The sequence below is a fragment of the Dysgonomonas sp. HDW5A genome (assembly GCF_011299555.1).
In the GTDB taxonomy this organism is placed as follows: Bacteria; Bacteroidota; Bacteroidia; order Bacteroidales; family Dysgonomonadaceae; genus Dysgonomonas_A.
In genome coordinates this window covers 215,095-239,454 of sequence record NZ_CP049857.1, presented here as the reverse complement: position 1 = coordinate 239,454, position 24,360 = coordinate 215,095, and the positions used below count along the sequence as shown (strand labels likewise).

Sequence of the window (24,360 nt, the reverse complement as noted above, 5' to 3'; positions counted from 1 at the left end):
TATTGTTTATCGTTTAAGGTCTCATACCTTTTTATTTATGATTCTTTTCTTTGTGAGGTTCAACCTGTGCTAAACCAATAAATACTGCTGATAGCATTGTAAATACGTATGCTTGGATATATGCAACCAATATTTCAACAAAACTGATAAATATCGTCAACATAACAGATACCACAGTCATTGAAGTATTAATTCCGGTTCCTAGTTTCACTGTAACAAAGATCAAACATACCAATCCCAAAACGATGGAGTGACCTGCCAAAATGTTAGCAAAGAGACGAATCATTAAGGCAAATGGCTTTGTAACGATTCCAACTAATTCTATCGCAGGCATAATTGGTACAGGTACCTTTAGCCATGTAGGAACTTCGGGCCAGAATATCTCTTTCCAATATTCCTTAGTACCAAATACATTAACAATAACCATCGTAAATACAGCCAGTACTAAAGTGACTGCTATATTGCCTGTAACAGTAGCTCCGAAGGGAAAAATCGGAATTAAACCGGCAATGTTGTTTATAAAGATAAAAAAGAATGTAGTCAGTAAATAAGGAGCAAATTTCTTGTAATTTTTACCGATACATGGTTTTATGATATCATCGTTAACACTCATTATAAATAACTCCATGAATCCAATGAATCCTCCGGGAACTTTTGGATTTTCAGCTGTTGAGTTTTTCTTGTACCATCTGGCTACTGACAAAATAAGTACAAGGGTTATAATACTGCATATGATAAGTGCAAAAGCATTTTTTGTAATAGAAATATCCCAGGGTCTGATTTCTTCTCCTGAAGCATTCTTTTCGACAATTTTACCTTTGTAGTCACCTTCGCTAGCAATGTAAAAGCCTTTGTATTCCGAAGCTCCATGGTTTAGTTTTGAAGAACAGAATACATTCCATCCACTATTTTCGCCTTTCACTATTACAGGTAATGGAACCGAGATATGATGTTCTCCCCATGTTGTAATGTGCCACTCGTATGAATCCGCAAGGTGTTCAAGTATTAACTCTTTAACGTTAAGTTCTTTTGCTTCTTCAGACGAATCTCCTTCAGAAGCAAAGGAAGACGTCGTCCCCATTACGAATAAGCATACCAGTATAAATATGTATTTTAATTGGCTATTCATTGCTACTATTTTTTTCTTTGATACGCTTTTCTGTTTTCATGAAAATGAAGGTTTCGGCGATCAGGTATAATAAATAAAATAATATAAAAACAGCTACAAAAGCTTTGACGTTTTCTTTCACTATAACAACATACACTGTTATAAAGATCAAAGATGCTATGATTTTTATGACCTTAGTTAACATGTAGATGTTTACCATTTGTTTTATGTTTTTTTTCTGGCTGAAACTCTCTACCATCAATACGACTATCGATTCGATAACCAGATAAAATGCAGCAAGACCTATGAACCAATTCCAATTAAAAGTTGGTAAGAAATAAGATAACCCTAATCCTAAGCATCCACTGATTAAGAGTCCGAAGGCAATCACGTATATAATTAAATTCGCTTTGAATATGTTCATAAATTATTCTACACAAATGGTAACTACATTCTTTTTGACTTCAACGAATCCACTTTCAATGGTAACTATTTCCGGCGATCCCTTTTCTATTTCATAAGAAATATCTCCCTTGCGTAAAGACCCTATAAGGGAAGCATGATCGGGCAATATACCAAATTCACCATCTGTCCCCGGAAGTATTACGGATAACACCGCTCCTTGAAACAGTATCTTTTCGGGTGAAATTATTTTTAATTGTAATTCTTTCATTTATTATAACTAATGTTGAATATCTATTACTTTGCCTTTAATATTTACAGTCGTTAGCTATAAATATGGAGAAAAAGCAATAAATAAGCTCTGTGAACTTCTTCGTATTATTAAGCTTTAGACGCTTGTGCCATTAATTTTTTGCCTTTTTCGATTGCATCTTCAATAGTTCCCACATTTAAGAAAGCTTGTTCGGGCAGATCGTCAACCTCACCATCAAGAATCATCTGAAATCCTTTTATCGTGTCTTTGATATCTACAATTACACCGGCAACGCCTGTAAACTGTGTGGCAACATTAAACGGTTGTGATAAGAAACGTTGAATACGTCTTGCTCTGTTTACCGTTTGGCGATCTTCATCTGAAAGCTCTTCCATACCTAATATGGAGATAATATCCTGAAGTTCTTTATTTCTTTGTAATATTTGTTTTACTCGTTGAGCAACATCATAATGTTCTTGACCTACAACATTCGGGTCGAGGCTTCGAGATGTAGAATCCAACGGGTCTACTGCCGGATAAATACCCAACTCTGTAATCTTACGGCTCAATACTGTGGTTGCATCCAAGTGAGAGAATGTGGTTGCAGGAGCAGGGTCAGTTAAGTCATCTGCCGGCACATAAACTGCCTGAACAGATGTAATAGATCCATTCTTGGTTGAAGTGATACGCTCTTGCATTGCACCCATCTCAGTAGATAGGGTAGGTTGATAACCTACTGCCGAAGGCATACGACCTAAAAGGGCGGAAACCTCAGAACCTGCTTGCGTAAAACGGAATATATTATCTATAAAGAATAGTATATCTTTAGGTGCACCATCTTCGTGATCTGCATCACGGAAAGATTCTGCAACCGTAAGTCCAGAAAGTGCTACTGACGAACGTGCTCCGGGAGGTTCATTCATCTGTCCGAAGACAAGTGATATTTGAGATTTTTCGAGTTCTTTAGGATCAACTTTCGATAAATCCCAATGACCTTCTTCCATACTTTTTTTGAACTCATCACCATAGCGAACAACGTTCGATTCAATCATTTCTCTCAACAAGTCATTACCTTCACGAGTACGCTCTCCAACTCCGGCAAATACCGAATATCCATTGTGTTTTTTAGCAATATTATTGATAAGCTCCATAATCAATACGGTCTTACCAACACCTGCTCCACCGAAAAGACCCACCTTACCTCCTTTTGCATAAGGAGCTAATAAGTCAATAACCTTTATTCCTGTAAATAATACATCGCGAGAGGTTATAAGGTCTTCAAATTTAGGGGGCTCTCTATGTATTGGTAATCCTCCTGAATTATCAAGAGCTTCCATGCCGTCAATGGCATCTCCTACCACATTTAGTAAGCGACCTTTTACTTGATTGCCTATCGGAACGGTAATGGGTTTTCTGGTTGCGATAACATCCAGGTTTCGTCTTAAACCATCGGTACTATCCATTGCAACACCACGAATGGTATTTTCTCCAATATGTTGCTGTACTTCAATAATTAAAACCTTACCGTTTGGTCTTTGTACATGTAATGCTTCATATATCTGGGGTAAGTTTGGTGCCGAACCTTCTTTTTGCTCAAAATAGACATCCACTACGGGACCTATTACCTGAGATATACGACCTACTAATTGTGACATAATTATATATTTTTTATTTCTTATCTCCTAAGTTTACTGTGCAGGGACTGTTTTGACTGGTATTTGTCAAAGACGCGATGTTCGCAGTAAAACGTAACAACAATTTAATTTATGTTTCTCAGGTTTCGAATAATATATTCCTACTTTAAGAAATATATATTTATTTATTCAATCACAGTATTCTAATAACTTTCATATTTTACACACTTTGCAATAATGATATTTCAAGAAGTTACTAAAATATTATATTATTACTATCTGTTTAGTATGATTGTTGAAGCAAATATAGCCAATATTTCATTTTTAAGTTTTATTTTTGTAGAAAAAATAAGTGTACTTACTATATTTTAAATATTAATTAACAAAAGGCTTTTAATACAATTCTAAAATGGGTAAAGTTTTAATTATTGGAGCAGGTGGTGTAGGTACAGTAGTAGCTCACAAGGTTGCTCAGAATCCGGAAGTATTTACAGAAGTAATGCTTGCCAGCCGCACCAAATCGAAATGTGATGCTATTGCCCAAGCTATTGGGGGAGGTAGAATTCAAACAGCTCAAGTGGATGCCGACAGTGTTGAGGACTTGATTAAATTATTTAATTCGTTTAAACCCGAGTTAGTAATCAATGTTGCTTTGCCATATCAGGATCTGACTATAATGGATGCTTGTTTGGCATGTGGTGTTAATTATCTGGACACTGCGAATTATGAGCCAAAAGATGAAGCAAAATATGAGTATAGCTGGCAGTGGGCTTATAAAGATAGATTTGAGAAAGCGGGTCTTACGGCTATTCTTGGTTGTGGATTTGATCCGGGTGTGACAAGTGTATTTACTGCCTATGCAGCAAAACATCATTTTGATGAATTGCATACATTAGATATTGTAGATTGTAATGCAGGTGATCATGGAAAAGCTTTTGCAACCAACTTCAATCCTGAAATTAATATACGTGAGGTTACTCAGAAAGGAAAATACTGGGAGAATGGACAGTGGGTTGAAACCGAACCGCACGAAATCCATAAACCATTGAATTATCCTAATATCGGACCAAAAGAATCGTATGTGATCTATCACGAAGAATTGGAGTCGTTGGTGAAAAATTTCCCAACACTTAAGCGTGCTCGTTTCTGGATGACTTTCGGGCAGGAATATCTGACTCACTTACGTGTGATCCAAAATATAGGAATGGCTCGTATCGATCCTATTATATATAATGGTGTAGAGATTGTTCCGATTCAGTTTTTGAAAGCTGTTTTACCTGATCCGGGAGAGCTTGGAGAGAATTATACAGGTGAAACTTCTATCGGATGCCGTATCACAGGCGTAAAGGATGGTAAAGAACGTACCTATTATATATATAACAACTGTTCGCATGAGGCTGCTTTCAAGGAAACAGGTATGCAGGGAGTAAGCTATACTACAGGTGTGCCTGCCATGATAGGAGCCATGATGTTCTTTAAAGGAATCTGGCGTAAACCCGGAGTATTCAATGTCGAAGAGTTTAACCCCGATCCGTTTATGGAGCAATTAAACAAGCAAGGGTTACCTTGGCACGAATTATTTGATATTGACTTGGAAATGTAATTGATTTAGATACTAAGTAAAACAGGAGGACAATAATATACTTGCCCTCCTGTTTTTTTTGAGAAAATTACGAGTTAATCTTATTAAGTGCCGGCTCTAACGCTCACTTGCGGATTAACTCTCATCGCACACGAATTTATGGTCATAGTAGAAGATGTCGAAATTTCGACCCCTCCCGTTGCGTTATAAGCAGTAATTGTAATGGTATAAATACCTGGTTTATTATAGGTGTGAGGGAAGCTGTACAGGCTGCTTAGGGGGCTGTTGTATGTTGTTGTACCACCATCACCAAAATCTATTACGATTCTACTTACATTACTAAGCCCCATACCCGGAATGATTGATAATTGAAAAGTGGCTGATACGTTTGCGCAACTTTCGGCATTTGCCGGAGGTGTAAGCTCCATCCGAAACCACGGTGCAGCAAAGTTGGGTAGTCCCCAATAGCCATTGCCGGGTAAGAAATTCAGGAGTTTATAAATATTCATAGCCGTAGGGCTTTCCGGATTGGTAATTACAAACATCCCTGTAGAGGAGAACCGGGAGATATACATCCGCCCGTCGGGCCCAAGTTGTATACCTCCGAAATGGTCGGTAACACCGTCAGCTAGAGAAACCGGATTAGTGATAGTTTTTACTGGATTTATTGAATTAGGATTAGATGTAGCCAGCAAAGCTGCAAAATCATAAACTACTAATCCTGAAACCTGGTTTGTATTCAAACTACCCGGAGCCTGTGTCAGATACAGATATTTGCCACTAGGCGAAAACTCTACTCCATATGCACGGTTAGGGTTAGAAGGAAATAACGGATATGTATTACGGATTTTTACGTTGGTGATAGTACCTGCTGTGGGATTAAAATCGCCATAAACAAGTCTTCCGCTAAGGAAATCTGCCCATACATAGTGTAGACCGTCAGTTGTAAATTTGAGGTATCCATTGGCTCCTAATGATGTGAAGCCTATACTTACTGTTGCTACGCTATATCGGGTAGTTTGTACGCCTGCAGAAGTTACTTTCCATACATTCAGATAAGATGTAGTGGTTGTGCGTCCCGGAGCCACTATCCAGAAATCCTCTTTGTTGGTATGTCTTACTGCAAAAACCGATTCACCCAATGCTCCGGATTGTCCTGTGAGTGCAACGTTCGTTGTAGCAGGGACTGTGCCCCCAAGCCCTCCATTCAGAGACATATCTACAACAGTATAAGAGAGGTTGTTTGAATTGTCTTTCCCTAATGTTACTGCAATGTATTTACCCGGAGTTTCGGGGTACGGTAATATGATTCCCGATTGTGCCGAAGACGGATCGCCCGATAAGCCTGTAACCATTTGTTGGTTGTTTCTGTTCCATATGGTTATCCCATCCGAATAAAACAAAATATTTCCATCTGCATCCGAAGTGGAAAAGCAACCTTCATATGTTTGCATAGCCGATCCGGGAAACTGTAAAGGTAATCCTGTTAAGGTGGCGTTAGCTGTTCCGTAAACTCCTGTTCCTGTAAGTGTTCTGGTTGAATTCCAGGAAAGACGGGCGTTAAACCCAAAATACCAGTTGTATTGTTCTTTTTGAGCATAGATGCTGCCCACTGTTATTAAGAACAGGGTTAAAATTAATATTATTTTTTTTAGCATATAATCTACCTATTTTATCAGCCCCGTCACATCGTGGCGGAGCGTGAGTTTATTGAATACTAGCTTATGGGTTGTAATTTTATTTAACCCGAACAATGATATTCACAAAAGCAAATGGAGGAGGGTTGGTGGTGGTAGGTGTATAAGTCATAACTCCTAATGAAGATATATTTGATATTGTAATGTGTCCACTACTACCTACAACCATATATTCGTATGCACTTGCTGTTGTAGGAAGAGTAGGTAGATTGCCACCACCAAAACTACTTATTATTGGTGTTTGAATTAGCTGTTGTACACCGGCTGTAAATAAATTTATTGTTTTACTTGTTGTTGTACTCATATCTAAGTTTATTGATGGCAAATAAAACCAACTCCCTGTAAGCATATTCTGATCAGCCCACTTAGCAACACCATTATTATCAGTAGACAATACCCGTCCTGATAACTGATTGTTATCTACATATTTGAATTTTCCGGCTCCTGTTATTTGTGTTAAGCCGGCTACATCTAAAAATACACCTGCATCAGGAGTTGTTTTACCAATACTTACACGCCCCGCTCCAGCAGTAAGACTAGTAACCCCATATATAGCATTACCTATATTCATTTGGAAATTGGCTGCAGGATCCGGAAGACTCACGTTGTAACCTATAGCCACGTTATAAGCTCCCGTCGTCAGATTAGCTCCGGCTGAATATCCAATAGCAGTATTACCATTTCCCGTCGTCAGGCCACTTCCGGCTGAATATCCCATAGCAGTATTAGCACCGCCAGTTGTATTAGCTTGAAGAACTTGGTACCCCACCGCAGTATTTAAAGACGAAGTTTGATTACTTTTTAAGGCGCCTGACCCAATAGCAGTGTTATTGGTTCCTGAAGTGTTTGCTGCCAAACTATTGGCTCCTACTGCTATATTTGTTGATATATTGCCTGCCCCTCTTCCTACAGTTATACCATTAATGGAAGCATCTCCTCCTGTTACTGTAAGTTGTGCATTGGCTGTTCCCCCATTGATAGAAGCAATGGTATTTCCTCCGATAACTGTTTTAGCTGTCAGGTACGAATCGTCAGTGTTCAATATCGATGGAACTGTAGTACCCACCTTATACCAAGGGGTTGCGTTAGCAGCCCATGTAGCATTACCGCTGGCATCCGATGTTAATACTTTGCCTGCACCGGGTGTTCCGCTACTTATTTGAAGTGGTGTAGCTAAAGTTAATCGGTTTGTTCCTGTAATGCTTGTAGGTTGGGTTAAATCTCCTCCTAGTTGGGCAGCTATTCCATTCATTGTTAAACCATTATTTGCGGTAGTTATTGCTGTAGCCCATGTTGCATTACCCGTAAAATCGGACATTAATACTTTTCCTGCACCAGGTAATCCGCTAGCAATCTGTAATGGGCTTGTAATAAGAAGTGCTGTTCCCGAAATAGTAGTTGGTGTAGCTATAGTAAGCCGGGTAGCTCCTGTAATAGTTGTGTTTTGATTTAACGCTCCTCCCAATTGAGCAACAGATCCATTCATTGTTATACCGTTGTTGGCGGTACTTATGCCAGGTGTAACCCAAGTTGCAGTGCCATTTATGTCTGAGGTCAGTACTTTTCCTGTATCAGGCGATCCACTGGTAATTTGGAGGATGCCCGAAATAGTAGTAGGCGTAGCTAAAGTTAATCGGTCTGTGCCTGTAATACTTGTCGCCTTAATTAAAGCTCCCCCCAATTGGGTAGTTGTGCCGTTCATTGTCAAACCGTTGTTGGCTGTGGTAACGGAAGCAGATCCACTTGTAAATGGTTGCCAAAGAGCCCCATCGAAGTAGTAGTATCCGGTTGTTATGATTTTCGCTGTTTTGGTAGTCAGTACTCCCGACAAGTCGCTAACGTATACCATTGCCCCTGTTTGTGCAGTTGCATATTTACTGTCCTTGGCAATCACTTCCGACCTTTTCAGGTTAGGAGCGATAATCCCTTCAGCCGTTGTACCGTCCGTTTTTCCGGGCAGTACATGAAGTGTCGTTGCCGGCGTTTCGGTATTTACACCGATCTGTGCATATATAGAGCCTATAGTCCATATGCTCATTGCTGTTAAAAAAAACTTTTTCATTGTCATCGTTTTATGATAATTAATTAATGTTAGTAGCTTGAAAATGTAAGGATAAATAGCAACAGCATGTAATCGCTACACGCTGCTGCCGAGCATAGTTGTGACATAGATAAATACCCTTTACGTGCTGATCTGAAATGACAACAACAAAATAAATCGGCGACACGAAAGTGTTTACCGACACAACTATAGATGTATTTATTGGGGAATATTTAGGAATGAAAGTCTTTGCGTCTTTAAAACGCAAGCCAAAAAAAAGGCGGAAAGTTCCGCCTAAAATATTTTTATAACTAACGTGTTTGCTAGTTAGCTCTCTCTCTCTCTCTCTCTCTCTCTCTCTCTCTCTCTCTCTCTCTCTAATATTTTGGCACAATAATCCAAGCTTAAATTGTTAAATATAAGCTCGTTGTTGAAATGATTATTTGTTAATATGCTTGCCATTTTTATAGCTAAAGAGTTCTGTTTAAGTCACAAATATAATTCTTTTATAGATATAAACAAAATCCGAAGCAAATAAGCTTTTTATTTTGTTATTTAGAGTTCAGGAAAGTTTATTTACTATCCAGAGCTTCTATTCTTTTCAATAATAAGTCTATCTCTGTATCTCGTTCATTCATTTTTTGCTGTTGTATGTGTATTGTTAGTTGTTGTTGTTTTAATATAACTTGTTGTTCTTGAACTGTTTTTACCAAAGGCACAACAAATGTTGTATATCCAAGTCCATAAGTGTCTTTTTCATTTTCAGGAATATAAATTCCGTCAAAGTCATACCCGATTTCTTTAGTTGCTGATTCAACATCCTGAGCAATTAAACCGCTTCTGGTTATTTTTTCGGCTGCTTTTTCCGATTCAAGAATACGGGATTCAGCAGGAATGCCTTTTATCGAAGCTTCTGCACTTAGATCCAAATGATAAGTAACAGGCTTCAACTTCCCTATGAAATCCCATCCGGGTACATTATTTTGAATATCTTTTTTTAAGCGAAGATCAGAAAGGGAGGTAATAGATGTCACGGCTGCCCTTATTGAAGTTATTGAACTATTTCCCAGTACTATCGAATTAGACACAGTGTTAGTCGCACCATATCCTATGGCAATAGTGTTTGTGCCTTGAGTTCTTGCTGTAGACCCTATTGCAATACTACCTTCACCTATGGATGTGGTGTTATAGCCTACTGCTGTATTGTTTTTGCCCCCGCTGGTCGAAGCATTTGTTCCGATAGCAAGGTTTAGCATCTCTCCTGCAGCCTTGGCTCCATTTCCTATTATTGTGTTACCCCCAGAGGTTGTTGTACCAATGGCGTTAGTACCAATGGCGACATTATAGTTGCCTGCAGTAAAGCCTGCATTTGCGCCGATTGCAACATTGTATGTGAGACTGTCTTGTCTGTTTTCATTAACACGATAGCCTATAGCCAGGTTGTAGTTTCCCTTTTCGTTATTGGCAAGAGCTGAGTAACCAACTGCAATATTATAGCTTCCTGTTGTGTTTTTAGCTAGTGCGTTATATCCAATTGCATTGTTCGTGGTTCCTGTTGTATTATTATTTAGTGTATTATACCCAACTGCAGTATTGGAACTCACATTTCCTTTTCCTCTACCAATACTGATTCCATTAATGTATGCATCTTGACTCACTACTGTTAGTGCCATTGATGTTAATGCTGATGTCGAATTGATAGTTACTGTTCCATTGGAATAAATATCATCGGTGTTTTCTGTAGAAGCTTGATTGGTACCTACTTTATTCCAAGGTTCTTTTTGAAAAGGAATCCACATAGTTCCGTCAAAGGCATAATATCCTATTCTGTTGATAGCTCTTGTTTTTGTCGTTAATGTCCCCGATAAGTCAGTCACATATATTATTGCTCCTGTTAGTGTGTTGTCATATGCTGCATCTTTTGAGATGGTCTGCTGACGTGTTAATGAGGGTACTATAAGTCCCTCAGGAGTTGTAGGAGTTGTTGATAAGCTATGGATGTCTAATGTTGCTTTAGGATCTTTTGTATTTATACCAACTTGCGATTGAGCGAACTCACTTGTACTGAAAAGAGCAAGCGAAAGAAGCAGGTGATATAGTATATTTTTTTTCATAAATGAGTTCTATTTATTGTTGTAATTGCTTTGGAAATAAAAAAGATTGAGGCTTTATTGTTGCTCTAATGCAGCGAGTTTTTGAGACAAAATCTCCAATCGTGCATTCTGCTCTTTTAATTTGTTTTTTTGCTGTGATAACGCTATTTGTTGTTCGGCTAAGATTGCTTGTTGTTCTTGAATAGCTTTTACTAAAGGTACAACAAATGAAGAGTAATTGAGCCCGTATCTGTCTTTTTCATTTTGTGGCACATAGATTCCATCAAAATTATATTTTATCTCTTTGGCAGCAGTTTCTACCTCCTGAGCAATGAAACCACTATGTCGAATATTCTCGGGTGACCTTTTCGACATTGGTTGGTCTGTTGATGGTATATCTAATTTGTATGTAACCGGATTTAGTCTTTTTATGAATTCGATTCCGGGAACATTACTCTCAATATTCTTTTTTACTCTATAGTCTGATAAAGAGGTAATAGAGGTTACGGCAGCTCGGATGGAGGTAATATTTGCATTGCCTAGTACAACTCCATAAGATCCTTCGTAGGGATAGCTTGTATTGTTAGCTATAATGAGGTGTGTAGTTGAATTAGCTCGGTTATTTGAGCCGATAACTGTAGCTCTGGTAGCACTATTAGTACTTATTCTCGTTCCCACATAAACCGATTCCCTTGTGCCATTTCCACTAATAGAGTCGCCTAATAAAACTGAGTCTTCTGTTGGATTCAAGGACATATAACCCGCTATCAATATTGAGTTTTTAGTTCCGTTAGGGTTGATATATCCTATTTGAACATTACAGGAATCTGAGCTGCTGGTTCGTGCTGCTCCTATTTTTATGGATAAAGGACTTATATTTCCTAAAAACGAAGATGATAATGATACAAAATCGGTAGTTAGTTTATTTGAAGGATAGTAAGTATTTCCAATAGTTGTTCCTGATGCAGCAGTAAAACTACTGTACGAGTTATTGCCTATAGCCGTAAGGTTGTTATTTTCAGTTGCCGTTTCATCGAATGACAATGCATTGTATCCTAATGCAGTATTTCGAGCTAAATTCAAATTACCTTTTCCTACTCTTACATTGTTAAAAGAGGCATCGGCGGTATATACAGTTAAGGCAGCAGGTACACCATTTACATTACCTATGGTATTACCTTTTATTACTACTTTTCCTCGCTGGTAGATAGAATCGGTGTTTAACATTGCTTTTTCTGAAGTATTTATTTTATACCAGGGCTCAATAGAAAAAGATTGCCACGATATACCATCAAAGAAATAATATCCGGGTGATGTTATTTCTTTTGTCTTGGATGTTGTTGTGCCCGACAGATCTGTGATATATATGAGGGTATTTGTTTGATCAATACCATATGCATCATCTTTGTTAATAAGTTGTTGGCGGGTAAGAGACGGAGCGATGAGCCCTTCTGCCAAGGAAGCATTGTCGGAAGCTATAATGTGCAACGATACTTTCGGGTCGGTGGTATTTATACCTATGTTTTGTGACTTGATCTGTATTGTGAAGCACAAAAGGATTCCCAAGGCTAATATTAATTTAATTGTATTTTTTCTCATAATGGGGATGTGTAATAACCTTACCATTTCGGTTCGATAACTGCTAAGTAATCTTATTTGGCTTCAAGGGTTGCTAATCTTTTTCTTAAATCTTGTACTAAAATATCTTGTTTTTGGATACTTAATTTTTGTTCTTCAATAAACTGTTCTTGTTCTTCTATTTGTTTCTTTTGTTCTTGAACAGCTTTTATCAGCGATGGTACAAATGAGGTATAGTTCACACCGTATATTTCATTTTTGTTTTGTGGTATAGAAACTCCATCGAAGTCATAATTTATATCTCGAGCAGCTTTTTCAACCTCTTGAGCTATAAATCCGGTATGTAATATTTTCTCAATTTCTAACTTTCTCTGCATATTTATGGTGTCTGGAGTTTGTTGCAGAGAAGCCATCGCCGATACATCCATATTGTAGGTTACAGGATTTAATTTATTGATGAAAGCTAATCCTGGAACATTTTCTCGAATATCTCTTTTGACCCTACGATCAGATAGAGCTGTAATTGATGTAACTGCAGCTCTGATTGTGTTTACTTGCGAAGAACCCAGTACTATCGAGTTATTTGTATTGTTAATGGATCCATAGCCTAAAGCTACAGAATTGGTGCCTCTAACCTTAGAGAGTTTTCCTATAGCGATGTTATAATTACCCTCAACAGTAACAGAGTCTCCAATAGCGATATTAAAATTAGTACCGCTGCCATTTATGCTGGCTACATTTCCAATGACGATATTATTATTTCCGGAAATGATTCTGGATAAAGCACCTATAGCGATATTGTTCGTTCCTGTAATATCACTACCTGCTTTGTAGCCTATAGCTATATTACTCGTTCCTCCCGGAAAACCGGACTGACTGCCTATTGCAATGTTGTTGCTTCCCGTAATGAGGCTGCTATTTGCCATATATCCTACTGAAATGTTGTAATCGCCAGATGCAAGACTAGGGGTTGCTAATGACCCCATCGATATGTTGTGGCTTCCGTTAGTATTCTTAGCCAAGGCATAATAGCCTATTGCAATATTATTATTTCCGGTAGTATTTGCCAATAAAGCATTCTCACCTACAGCGATGTTGCCAGTGATATTTCCAGACCCTTTTCCAACTGTTAATCCATTAATTAACGCATCGGCGCCATAAACACTTAATGCTGCATTATCACCATGCACTGTTGCTATCTCAGTCCCATTTATAACCACTTTTCCTCTGAGGTAAATTGAATCGGAATTTGCAATGGCCGGTCCACCGTTTTTTCGATACCAAGGTTCGGTACCAAGCTGTTTCCATATTGTCCCATCAAAAAAGTAATATCCTTTCCAGTCGATAAGAGAAGTCTTTTGAGAGGGTGTTCCCGAAGTTTCTGAAATATATACTATTGCTCCGGTCTGATCGGCTCCGTATAGTGCATCTTTAGCAATTAGTTGAGTTCGAGTTAATATTGGAGCGATTATCCCTTCGCTTACAGTATTGTCTGTGGCTGTTGCTGTCGATACCTGTAAGGATGCTTTAGGCGATTCGGTGTTTAATCCAACCTGAGCCATAGATAAGCCTAGGGACGATAAAACAAAGTTTAATAGTAGAATTTTTACTCTCATTTTTTAGGCAAAATTAGATTATAGGTATATACAACTCGTAGCACTAGGTATGTTGCGAATGTATTACGTACTGAAATTTAACATTTGCAGTACCCTTTTATTTCTTAAATATTAGAATTTTCGTTGTTCCTCTTTGCCGCAAATATAGATTTTTTTATTGACAATAATGAAGAAAAGTAGTTTTTAACAAAAAGGTCTCAGGAACGCATTGCTCCTGAGACCCCCTATGATCAATTAACGAATGATTAACCCTTTGTTTCTAAGTAGACTACATGAGTTTGTAGATATTCTTCCAATCCATGTTTTCCGTCAGCACCGCCAATACCCGATTTGCGGCATCCTGCATGAAATCCTTGCATGGCTTCGAAGTTTTCACGATTGATATATGTCTCTCCAAATTTAAGAGCTCTCACCAATTTAAAAGCAGTGTCTAAATTCTGAGTATATACCGAAGAGGTTAAGCCAAATTCGGAGTCATTAGCCCAAGCAATAGCGTCATTTATATCGGTAAACTCTACAATCGGTAAAACGGGACCGAATGTTTCTTCTTTGATAATATCCATATTTTGAGTAACATTATCAAGTATAGTTGGTTCGAAGAAATATCCCTTATTTCCGATACGGTTTCCTCCGCAGATTAATTTTGCACCTTGTTTAATTGCTTTTTCAACTTTATCCTGAACCGATTTGAGAGCATTTTCTTCTACTAACGGTCCCATATCAAGATCGGCGATTTTATTCGGATCTCCTACTTTAACAGCTTTCATTCCTGCAACCAATTTAGTCATAAATGCCTCTTTAACATTTTTGTGTACATATACACGTTCGGCACAATTACAAACCTGCCCTGTGTTAATTACTCTTGAGGCAATAATCGCTTTAACGGCTAAATCGAGATCGGCATCGTCCATTACTATGGCAGGAGCTTTTCCCCCCAGTTCGAGAGATACTTTGGTGATATTAGGAGCTGCAGCAGCCATGGTTTGTTGTCCTGCTGAAACACTTCCTGTGAGACTCACCATGCCCACCTTAGGATTAGCTGCCAGTTCATGACCGATCACAGAACCACGTCCGTTGACCAGATTGAATACTCCTTTGGGTACACCTGCTTCTTCGACAATCTGTGCGAAGATGTATGCATTGATAGGTGTTAACTGACTTGGTTTTACTACTATCGTATTTCCTGTAACGAGTGCCGGAGCAGCTTTTCGGGCTATAAGGAAAAATGGGAAGTTCCAGGGTAGGATGCCTGTTGTTACACCGATAGCTTTCTTAAATAAGAATATGTTTTCGTTAGGACGATCACTTTGGATAATTTCGCCTTCGTAACGTCGTGCCCATCCTGCCATATACTCCAGATAATCGGCGGTAAACAGAGCCTCAACATTTGCTAAGCCTTGTGTTTTACCACCTTCTTGTACAATAATATCTGTTATTTCTTTTTCCCTTTTACGAATGCCCGCAGCAATTTTAAGGAGGTAACCGGCTCTTTCAACGGCGGGAGTTTTTTCCCATTGTATCTGAGCGGCGTCTGCTGCGTCGATGGCTTTTTTTGTATCTTCGAGAGTGCCGTCAGGCATCTTTGCGATTACTTCTTCTGTTGAAGGATTTAGGACATTGATCCACTTTCCTGAAGTATTTTCGATGAATTTCCCATCGATGAACATTTTTAATTCTTTCATGGCGTTACAAATAGTATTTTTAATTGGTTAAAGATTGCTAGTCTGTAAATCCAAAAATAGGGAATACTTTGTACTTCTACCACAAAAGAATGCGAAAAAATCAAAAAAAAGACTTCGATTTATGTCATTTATAGTGTGCTAAATGCTTTTCAGTTAGTATATTTTCTTAAAGCAGGTCATTAGTTTCAGAAACTGCTTCTAAAGGAATATCCTTATTTTTCTTTTTTCTGATACAATATATAAACGACCATATCAACCCTATACTGCTGACCAAAAGTAAGAGGTGTATACCTCCTCCTGCATTGGAGAGTTTAAACATCTTGGAGGTAATAAAATAAATATACATATATATAGAAACAAATATTCCCAATATAGAAGTGAGTACTAATATAAGATTAGCGGTTCGGTATCTCATCTTAAACAAAAAAATACCCGATATTAAACTCAATAACGGTACTATGTAAAATACATATGCTAGATGTGGAGAATCCTTTTTAGCGAAGAACATGATTGTATTCGAAATTTTGGTAGTCTTTTTATACAAAGAAGGCAGATCCCACCCTGTAACAATGAGCTTACCCCAGCTTATCCAGGTCAAAGAAAAAGCCACGAGAATAAATATAATAATGATCGTTTCGAATCTCAATAAAGAGGTATATTTTGATTTCATGAATAGGATGTTTTTAATTCGGGCTCAAAAGTATGTAAGAGTTATAAATCCTGCAATAAAATATAGGCTATTTTAATATGTCCTTTTTTATTTTCAATATAAAGTGATTATCTTTATGATCTTAAAGGAAATGGTGTCTTCCTTAACCAACCGCCTTCAACAAGCTGATGACGCCTTATTAAAATGATTTTAATATTATTACTGTCTTTAAGGATAATAGCCAGCTATTGCTATTTTACTTATGGAAGTAATAAGAAAAGGTCTGAAGCAATTTAATAAAGAAACAAAAACATTTTTTTTGTGCGAAAAATCAGCATTCATTTCCGATTAATTCTTAGAAATTACCCCTTTATATTGTATATTCTTAAGTGGATAACAATAAGTGCCGTTATTGGTATTTGTATTGGTTCGGCTTCGGCTCTGTTTCTGCATTCTCTCGATTTTGTAACTAATTACAGGCAATCGCATCTTTGGATTATGGCTTTTCTGCCCATCGCCGGAGTATTTATTGGTTTGTTGTATCATTATTATGGAAAAGAAGCCAATGCAGGAAATAACCTCTTGATCGATACGATTCATAAACCCGAACAAAGGATTCCTTTTCGAATGGCTCCTCTTGTATATATAGGTACAGTAGTTACTCATTTATTCGGAGGTTCGGCAGGACGAGAGGGTACAGCCATTCAGATGGCAGGAGCCATTGCCGATGTTTTTCGTAAACCTTTTCGATTAACCTCTGAAGAAAGCCGTATCTTACTAGTCGCTGCTACGGCTGCCGGATTTGGTTCTGTTTTCGGTACGCCTCTGGCAGGAGCAATATTTGGTCTGGAGTTTTTCCTGATAGGACGTTTGAGGTACAATGCCCTGTTACCGGCTCTTTTATCGTCTGTTATCGCCGATTTAGCGACTAAAGCATGGCAAGCCCATCATACACATTATTCAATTTCGTTTGTACCTGAAATTTCAGCCGAAACTTTATTGTATACAATATTTGCAGGAGTGGCTTTCGGACTTTGTGCCGTGTTTTTCAGTAAAGGCATACATTATGTAACAGCACTTTTCAAATCGAAAATAAAATACCCCCCTTTCCGCCCTTTTGTCGGAGGTTTGATCGTTATTATTGCCGTTTGGGCAATGGATACCACCGATTATATCGGATTGGGCATCCCTGTTATTGTAGATTCTTTTGACCATCAACTTGTTCCCTATGCTTTTCTATTGAAAATAGCATTTACAATCATAACACTGGCTGCCGGATTTAAGGGTGGAGAAGTTACACCGCTGTTTTTTATAGGAGCAGCTTTAGGAAATGCACTGTCGCTGTTTATCCCTTTGCCTATGGGCTTGTTGGCCGGAATAGGCTTTGTTGCCGTATTTGCAGGTGCTACCAATACGCCGATAGCCTGTTCAATAATGGCTATTGAATTATTTGGCGGAGGATGCGGTGTGTATGCAGCAATCGCTTGCGTAATTTCATATTTAATATCCGGTCATACAGGTATTTATGGGAAACAGATGGTGGGTGAACCTAAATTCGGAAGATATACGCATGAGAGAGGGCAGCATATAGACGAAATAAAGCGTTGACATTATTATTTGGAGATCAAATATTGATTATAGTTTCGTCCAAAAAGGTTACTTTTGTGAAAGAATAAATAGTAGTAAGTATTTAATGCAACCTTGTTTATAAAGATAGCCATCAGTTGCATTTTTGCCTGCCAATGAATAATAAATAGGTCTGAGACCTTAAAACAAATTATATGATACAGTCGATGACAGGATTTGGCAAAGCAACAGCCGAATTATCGAATAAGAAAATTACTGTTGAGGTTAAATCTTTGAATAGTAAACAGCTTGATCTATCAGTGCGTATTCCTAGTGTGTATAAAGAACAGGAGTTAAACGTGCGTAGCCTGATAGCTCGTCGTCTCGAACGAGGTAAGGTTGATTTTGCTATTTATGTCGAGAATACAAGTAAGGAAACTACATCTCAGATAAATCAGAATGTACTTGAATCGTATTACAACCAGATTAAAAATTCTTCTGAAAAGTTAGGAATTGATGTACCATCGGATTGGTTTCAAGTACTATTAAGATTACCCGATGTTTTGAAATATGAAGCACAGGATGCAGATGAGGAAGAATGGAAAGTTGTAGCAGATGTCATTAATCAGGCATTAGATCAACTTGTTGAATTCAGAAAGCAGGAAGGTAAAATGTTGGAAGACCTCTTTATTCAGAAGATTTCTAATATCGGTAATTTGATGACAGCTATAGAGCCTTTCGAAGGCGAGCGTGTTGAAAAGGTGAAAGCTCGTATTATTGAGGCTCTTGAAAAAATCGAGAATTTTGATTACGATAAGAACCGTTTCGAACAAGAGATGATTTATTATATCGAAAAGTTAGATATAAATGAGGAAAAAGCCCGTTTGAAAAACCATCTTAAGTATTTTCTTGAAACACTGAACGACACGTCGGGTCAGGGTAAAAAGCTTGGCTTCATAACTCAGGAAATGGGACGTGAAATAAATACAACAGGATCTAAGGCTAATCATGTGCAGATGCAACAATTGGTTGTACAGATGAAAGATGAATTAGAGCAAATCAAGGAGCAAGTACTTAACGTACTGTAAAGTTTCAAAAAAGTAAACGAGTTGACAAGTAAGTAAGCCTTGTTTACTCGTTTATTTGTAAATTCGTAAACTTTTTTAATTTAATGGGTAAACTTCTTATTTTTTCCGCACCTTCGGGAGCAGGAAAATCGACAATAGTAAATTATTTATTGGAGCAGGATCTGAATCTTTCTTTTTCTATTTCTGCCACCAGCCGTCCTCCGAGAGGAACCGAACAAAATGGAGTAGAATATTATTTTTTATCTCCTGATGAATTCAGGGAAAAAATAAAAAATAATGAGTTCCTCGAATACGAAGAGGTTTATACTGATAGATATTATGGGACTTTAAAATCCGAAATTCAACGTATTACCGATAATGGAGGCAATGTTATCTTTGATGTTGATGTTGTAGGAGGTTGTCATATTAAAGAGCATTACGGCGATAAGGCTCTTTCGGTGTTTGTAGAGCCACCATCAATTGAGGCATTGAGAGATAGACTGGAGAAAAGAGGCACGGATAATGCCGAAGTAATCCAAGACCGGATTGCAAAAGCTGAATACGAAATAACATTTGCTCCCCGTTTTGATGTGATTATTCACAATGAAAATCTCGAAGTGGCAAAAGCTGAGGTTTTGGCTGTCGTTTCTAAATTTCTTCAAGAATGAAAATAGGAATTTTTTCCGGATCATTTAACCCGATTCATATCGGGCATATGGTGTTAGCGAACTTCATCACCGAATTTACGGATATTGATGAAGTTTGGTTTTTGGTGACACCTCAGAATCCTCTCAAAGAAGATACTCTTTTATTGGACGAAAATACCCGTTTTGAAATGACAAGACTGGCCTTGGCAAATTATCCGAAATTAAAAGCCTCCGATTTTGAATTTTCTCTCCCCAGACCATCTTATACAGTGCATACGTTGGAAGCATTAAGTGATGCTTATCCCGAAAATACATTTGCTTTAATTATAGGGGCGGACAATTGGGAGTCATTCGATAGATGGAGAGATTTCGAAGGGATATTAGAGCAATATAGAATATATGTTTATCCTCGGTTAGGGTATCGTATATCTATATCTAAGAAGCTGAAAGAGAATGTAGAGGCTCTAAATTCCCCTATTATAGAGATCTCGTCAACCTTTATTCGGGAAGGATTTACCAAAGGAAAAGACATGCATGCTTTCTTACCCGAAAGTGTGTATCAATATATCAAAGAAAAAGAGTTATACCGTTAAGGTATAGTTGCTCTAAGCTACAGTTCTACTTTTTTTAAGAAGAAAATGAATAGGTCTTAGACCAGAAAAAATATAAAAGATATGGATTTCAATACATCTTTATTCAACGATTTGCAGGCACGCCGGAAAAGACTTCAAGCCGAAATGCAAAAAGATGGAGTGGATGCTTGTATCCTGACAACAGGGGTCAATGTGTTTTACGTTGCAGGATGTATCTACAATGGGTACTTCTATTTACCTGCTGAGGGAGAAGCATTTCATTTCTTAAAAAGAACTACTGATGCGGTTTTAGAGAATGCGATTTTTATTCGTAAACCCGAGCAGATAGTTGAAGAACTGCAAAAGCAGGGTTTAGCTTTACCTAAGAAAGTGCTTTTGGAGGTAGATACATTGTCATTCTCGGAATGTAGCCGATTGATATCTTCAATGCAAATAACCGAAACAGTAAATGCTTCAGTATTGTTGCGTCAGTTACGTTCCGTAAAATCAGATTTTGAGATTTCTCAGGTCAGAGAGTGTGCGAAAAAACACGTAGAGGTATATAAGCAAATCCCCAATCTATATAAAAAAGGAATGACCGATCTTGAATTACAATTCGAGATTGAACATCTGATGCGTCAGCATGGTTCATTAGGTATATTCAGAAGCTACGGAGCAAATATGGATATCTACATGGGTAGTTTGCTGGTAGGCGAAAATGCCGAAAGTCCCTCTCCATTCGATTTTGCTTTAGGAGGAAAAGGTGGAAATGCTATTTTGCCTCTTGGTGCTTGTGGCGAAAAAATAAAACAAGGTAATGCCATCATGGTAGATATGGCCGGTAATTATGGACCTTGGATGACTGATATGACCCGTGTTTTTTCAGTAGGTAAATTATCCGATTTAGCTTATAAAGCACATGAGGTTTCGAGAGAGATACATGAAGTAATTAAGCAGACTGCAAAACAGGGAACGCCTTGTGCCGACTTATATAATATAGCTATGGATCTTACTAAAAAGAATGATCTGGAAGCTTATTTTATGGGAACGAAGCTACAAGCTAAATTTGTAGGTCATGGCGTTGGTCTCGAAATAAACGAGCCGCCAGTACTTACACCTCGTTCGAAAGAGGTATTTGTAAGTAATACGGTTTTTGCACTTGAACCCAAATTTGTAATTCCAAATGTAGGGGCAGTAGGTGTAGAGAATACCTATTTGGTTCATGATAATAATATTGAGAATCTGACTGTTTTAGAAGAAAGTATAATTGATTTAGACCTATAAAGTCTTGGCGAATAAAAGTATGATAAAGACGATAAATATCAAAGGAGAATTACTTGATCTGTCTACCCCTGTGGTGATGGGGATACTCAATGTTACACCTGATTCTTTTTATGAAGGAAGCCGCAAACAAAATGAGGCAGACATATTAAAGAGGGTAGAGGAGATCATTCTTCAAGGTGGGACTATTGTTGATATAGGTGCGCAGTCGACTCGTCCATCCTCACAATTCCTTTCATCAGAAGAAGAGATCGAACGTTTATCGCCTGCTTTATCGGCTATAAATCGGGAATTTCCCGATGTTATTTTGTCTGTAGATACTTTTCATGCGAATGTTGCCAAAGTATGTGTGCAGGATTATGGAGTTGCTATCGTTAATGATATTTCTGGAGGAAGTCTTGATGTTAATATGTTTCAGACTGTCGCCGATCTTCATGTACCGTATATTTTGATGCACATGAGGGGTACTCCTCAAACCATGCAAAAGCTGAATAATTATGACGATTTAGTTCAGGATATAGCTTATTATTTCTCCGAAAAGGTAGCTCGTTTGCATCAATTGGGCGTCAATGATATTATTCTTGACCCCGGATTTGGATTCTCGAAAGACGTATCCCAAAATTACGAATTGATGAGGCATTTGAATTTTTTTGAAAATTTTGAATTACCTTTGCTTGTAGGCATATCACGAAAATCGATGATAACCAAGTTTCTCGAAGTGGCATCTTCAGAGGCACTTAATGGTACTACGGTTCTTAATACATATGCTCTGATGAACGGTGCTAATATTTTGCGTGTTCATGATGTGAAGGAAGCTTGTGAAGCTGTTAAAATCACAGAGCAGTTGAGATATAAGTAAAGATAAATTAGGTCTGAGACCTTAAAGATATTTAGTTTTGGAGAATTTCGGAATAAAAGACATTATTGATATTCTACTGGTGGCATTTGTAATGTATCAGTTGTATAATCTTGTCAAAAAATCGGGAACTACCACCATATTTAAAGGGATAATAGCATTTATTATACTCTGGATTATCGTTTCGCATGTACTGCAAATGAGACTGATGGGGGCTATCCTCAATAAATTTGTAAGTATCGGAATGTTTGTCATTATTATCCTCTTTCAAGACGAGATCAGGCGCTTCCTTATGACACTGGGTGCCAATAGTGTATTCCGGTCATTGGTTAAGCTTTTTGGTGGTAAAAGCCGTGATACCGGCGGAAATAATTTTGTAACGCCTATTGTTCTGGCATGTATGAATATGTCTAAGACTTATACCGGAGCTTTAATTGTTATAGAGCGGGAGATGTCGTTGGGAATATATGAGCAAACAGGTGAGATTATAAATGCAGATGTCAGTACACGTTTAATCGAAAATATATTTTTCAAGAATAGTCCGCTTCATGATGGGGCAATGATTATTTCGAAAGGAAAAGTGACTGCTGCCGGTTGTATATTACCCATATCACAAAACCCGAACCTTCCCAAACAATTTGGATTGAGACATAGGGCAGGACTTGGTGTTAGTCAGGAAACAGATGCACAAGTTATAACAGTTTCCGAGGAAAGGGGTAAAATTTCATTTATGAGTAGAGGACACATATATCCTAATATAACTCCCGAAAAACTACAGGAATTGCTAAATCAACCTGTAGGTAAGACTGATAAATCAGAACGTACACATAAATAAAATTTTTAAGCCTTTTATTGCTTTGGTAGATATACCCGGTATAAGCTATGGTCTTAAAATGGTTGTTTTATACTTTTATTACTTAACTAACTAAGGAGAATTTATGATGAAGAAATATATAATACTAGCTGCTTCAATTGCATGTGTGTGTTCATTAGGTGTGTTTTTGCTGTCTACTTCGGAAGCCACTCTTGAAGAACGGAAAAATCCTAAAGTTTTGGCAATGACAACCTCTATCGAAATACCCGATGAAGTGAGTCTGGCAGGTGAAAGTTTGAAACTTGACAGATATGATCTTCATGAGCGTTTCGATCGTGAGATAAATAGTTTTGCATACCTTCATTCAACTACGCTGTTGCTTATCAAAAGAGCTAACCGTATTTTCCCGATTATAGACCCTATATTGAAAGCGAACGGTATACCCGAAGATTTCAGGTATTTGGCTGCAATTGAGAGTTCGCTTGATCCTCGGGCAGTATCATCAGCCAAAGCATCGGGTTTATGGCAGCTGATGCCTGCCACTGCTACTCAATTCGGGCTGGAGGTTACCAGTGAAGTTGATGAGAGATATTCTATCGAAAAATCGACTCAGGCGGCTTGTAAATATCTAAACAGTGCTTATCGTAAGTATGGAAACTGGTCAAGCGTAGCTATGTCATACAATGCAGGCATGGGACGTATCAGCGGCGAATTGGATAAACAACAAGCTGAAGATAGTTTAGATTTGTGGTTGGTGGAAGAAACTTCACGTTATTATTTTAGAATGTTGGCACTCAAATGTATTTTTGAGAATCCCTATAAATATGGCTATGTAATATCTGCCGATCAATTGTATAAACCGATTCAATTTAACTCGGTTGAGGTTACTCAAAGCATACCCGATCTGGCCTCTTTTGCCAAAGATAATGGTGTGACTTATGCTCAATTGAAAGATTTCAACTCCTGGTTAAGGGATCGTAAATTGACCATAACCCCAAAAAGTCAAAGTTCGTATACTATTCTTATACCTAATAGCGAGTCTCTTTATTATAAGAGAGGCGAAAAAATAAAAGTATATGATAAAAGATGGGTTACGGAGTAAAAGCAATAAAAAGGTCTGTGACCTTAAGTAAAAGAAAATAGTAAATATCGCATTTCTGCTTGTAAGGGTTTGCTTTACTTGTAAACTGAAGGTGAACACAGAGACCTGCCCCTACAATCA

General features: G+C 37.9%; 20 protein-coding genes and 1 riboswitch. Of the genes, 9 read left to right on the top strand and 11 right to left on the bottom strand.

All coding sequences use genetic code 11. The features are described from left to right. Positions 1-31 precede the first annotated feature (31 nt). The 4 genes from atpB to atpD form a co-directional block, all read right to left on the bottom strand. Positions 32-1,081, bottom strand: a complete 1,050-nt coding sequence (gene atpB / locus G7050_RS00855; protein ID WP_255499287.1) for a F0F1 ATP synthase subunit A — start codon at positions 1,079-1,081, stop codon at positions 32-34. A 40-nt stretch (positions 1,082-1,121) separates the two neighbouring features. Beyond that, entirely contained in the window at positions 1,122-1,532 is a 411-nt protein-coding gene (locus tag G7050_RS00850) for a TssN family type VI secretion system protein (RefSeq protein ID WP_166109822.1), read from the bottom strand. 3 nt (positions 1,533-1,535) lie between these two features. Next, positions 1,536-1,781: an ATP synthase F1 subunit epsilon gene (gene atpC, locus G7050_RS00845; RefSeq protein ID WP_166109820.1), complete on the bottom strand. Its 246-nt coding sequence runs from the start codon at positions 1,779-1,781 to the stop codon at positions 1,536-1,538. A gap of 110 nt (positions 1,782-1,891) precedes the next feature. After that, positions 1,892-3,418, bottom strand: coding sequence for a F0F1 ATP synthase subunit beta (atpD, locus tag G7050_RS00840; protein WP_166109816.1), 1,527 nt, complete (start codon positions 3,416-3,418; stop codon positions 1,892-1,894). A 388-nt stretch (positions 3,419-3,806) separates the two neighbouring features. On the opposite strand from atpD, the gene G7050_RS00835 reads away from it, so the two are divergent. Further along, on the top strand, positions 3,807-5,000 hold the full coding sequence (locus tag G7050_RS00835; protein WP_166109813.1) for a saccharopine dehydrogenase family protein: 1,194 nt from the start codon (positions 3,807-3,809) through the stop codon (positions 4,998-5,000). Positions 5,001-5,083: 83 nt separating this feature from the next. On the opposite strand, the gene G7050_RS00830 is transcribed toward G7050_RS00835, so the two are convergent. The 7 genes from G7050_RS00830 to G7050_RS00800 form a co-directional block, all read right to left on the bottom strand. Further along, the gene (locus G7050_RS00830) at positions 5,084-6,637 is read right to left on the bottom strand and encodes a PKD domain-containing protein (RefSeq protein WP_166109810.1); all 1,554 of its coding nucleotides are present in this window, start codon (positions 6,635-6,637) and stop codon (positions 5,084-5,086) included. Between the two features lie 79 nt (positions 6,638-6,716). Next, positions 6,717-8,738, bottom strand: coding sequence for a hypothetical protein (locus G7050_RS00825; RefSeq protein WP_166109807.1), 2,022 nt, complete (start codon positions 8,736-8,738; stop codon positions 6,717-6,719). A gap of 551 nt (positions 8,739-9,289) precedes the next feature. Then, positions 9,290-10,831: a tail fiber domain-containing protein gene (locus G7050_RS00820; protein ID WP_166109804.1), complete on the bottom strand. Its 1,542-nt coding sequence runs from the start codon at positions 10,829-10,831 to the stop codon at positions 9,290-9,292. 54 nt (positions 10,832-10,885) lie between these two features. Next, entirely contained in the window at positions 10,886-12,409 is a 1,524-nt protein-coding gene (locus tag G7050_RS00815) for a tail fiber domain-containing protein (RefSeq protein WP_166109801.1), read from the bottom strand. A 53-nt stretch (positions 12,410-12,462) separates the two neighbouring features. Next, the gene (locus G7050_RS00810; protein WP_166109798.1) at positions 12,463-14,004 is read right to left on the bottom strand and encodes a tail fiber domain-containing protein; all 1,542 of its coding nucleotides are present in this window, start codon (positions 14,002-14,004) and stop codon (positions 12,463-12,465) included. 245 nt (positions 14,005-14,249) lie between these two features. Further along, positions 14,250-15,686, bottom strand: coding sequence for an aldehyde dehydrogenase (gene aldA, locus G7050_RS00805; protein WP_166109795.1), 1,437 nt, complete (start codon positions 15,684-15,686; stop codon positions 14,250-14,252). Between the two features lie 166 nt (positions 15,687-15,852). Further along, entirely contained in the window at positions 15,853-16,356 is a 504-nt protein-coding gene (locus tag G7050_RS00800) for a SoxR reducing system RseC family protein (RefSeq protein WP_166109792.1), read from the bottom strand. A 117-nt stretch (positions 16,357-16,473) separates the two neighbouring features. After that, positions 16,474-16,540, top strand: a riboswitch (Fluoride riboswitch). Positions 16,541-16,656: 116 nt separating this feature from the next. Between G7050_RS00800 and G7050_RS00795 the strand changes: the two genes are divergently transcribed. From G7050_RS00795 to G7050_RS00760, 8 genes are all read left to right on the top strand, one after another. Then, the gene (locus G7050_RS00795; RefSeq protein ID WP_221412819.1) at positions 16,657-17,943 is read left to right on the top strand and encodes a voltage-gated chloride channel family protein; all 1,287 of its coding nucleotides are present in this window, start codon (positions 16,657-16,659) and stop codon (positions 17,941-17,943) included. A gap of 173 nt (positions 17,944-18,116) precedes the next feature. Then, complete coding sequence (locus G7050_RS00790) at positions 18,117-18,989, top strand: YicC/YloC family endoribonuclease (protein WP_166109789.1); 873 nt, start codon at positions 18,117-18,119, stop codon at positions 18,987-18,989. Between the two features lie 83 nt (positions 18,990-19,072). Continuing rightward, complete coding sequence (gene gmk / locus G7050_RS00785; RefSeq protein ID WP_166109786.1) at positions 19,073-19,636, top strand: guanylate kinase; 564 nt, start codon at positions 19,073-19,075, stop codon at positions 19,634-19,636. Then, entirely contained in the window at positions 19,633-20,208 is a 576-nt protein-coding gene (nadD, locus tag G7050_RS00780) for a nicotinate (nicotinamide) nucleotide adenylyltransferase (protein ID WP_166109783.1), read from the top strand. Before gmk ends, nadD begins: the two co-directional genes overlap by 4 nt. 81 nt (positions 20,209-20,289) lie before the next feature. Beyond that, positions 20,290-21,471, top strand: a complete 1,182-nt coding sequence (locus G7050_RS00775) for a Xaa-Pro peptidase family protein (RefSeq protein WP_166109780.1) — start codon at positions 20,290-20,292, stop codon at positions 21,469-21,471. Positions 21,472-21,490: 19 nt separating this feature from the next. Beyond that, positions 21,491-22,327, top strand: a complete 837-nt coding sequence (gene folP / locus G7050_RS00770) for a dihydropteroate synthase (RefSeq protein WP_166109777.1) — start codon at positions 21,491-21,493, stop codon at positions 22,325-22,327. 91 nt (positions 22,328-22,418) lie between these two features. Further along, positions 22,419-23,159 carry a diadenylate cyclase CdaA gene (gene cdaA / locus G7050_RS00765; RefSeq protein WP_166117604.1) on the top strand — a complete coding sequence of 247 codons (741 nt, stop codon included), beginning with the start codon at positions 22,419-22,421 and terminating at the stop codon, positions 23,157-23,159. A gap of 106 nt (positions 23,160-23,265) precedes the next feature. Continuing rightward, on the top strand, positions 23,266-24,240 hold the full coding sequence (locus G7050_RS00760; RefSeq protein WP_370521924.1) for a lytic transglycosylase domain-containing protein: 975 nt from the start codon (positions 23,266-23,268) through the stop codon (positions 24,238-24,240). The last annotated feature ends 120 nt before the right edge of the window (positions 24,241-24,360 follow it).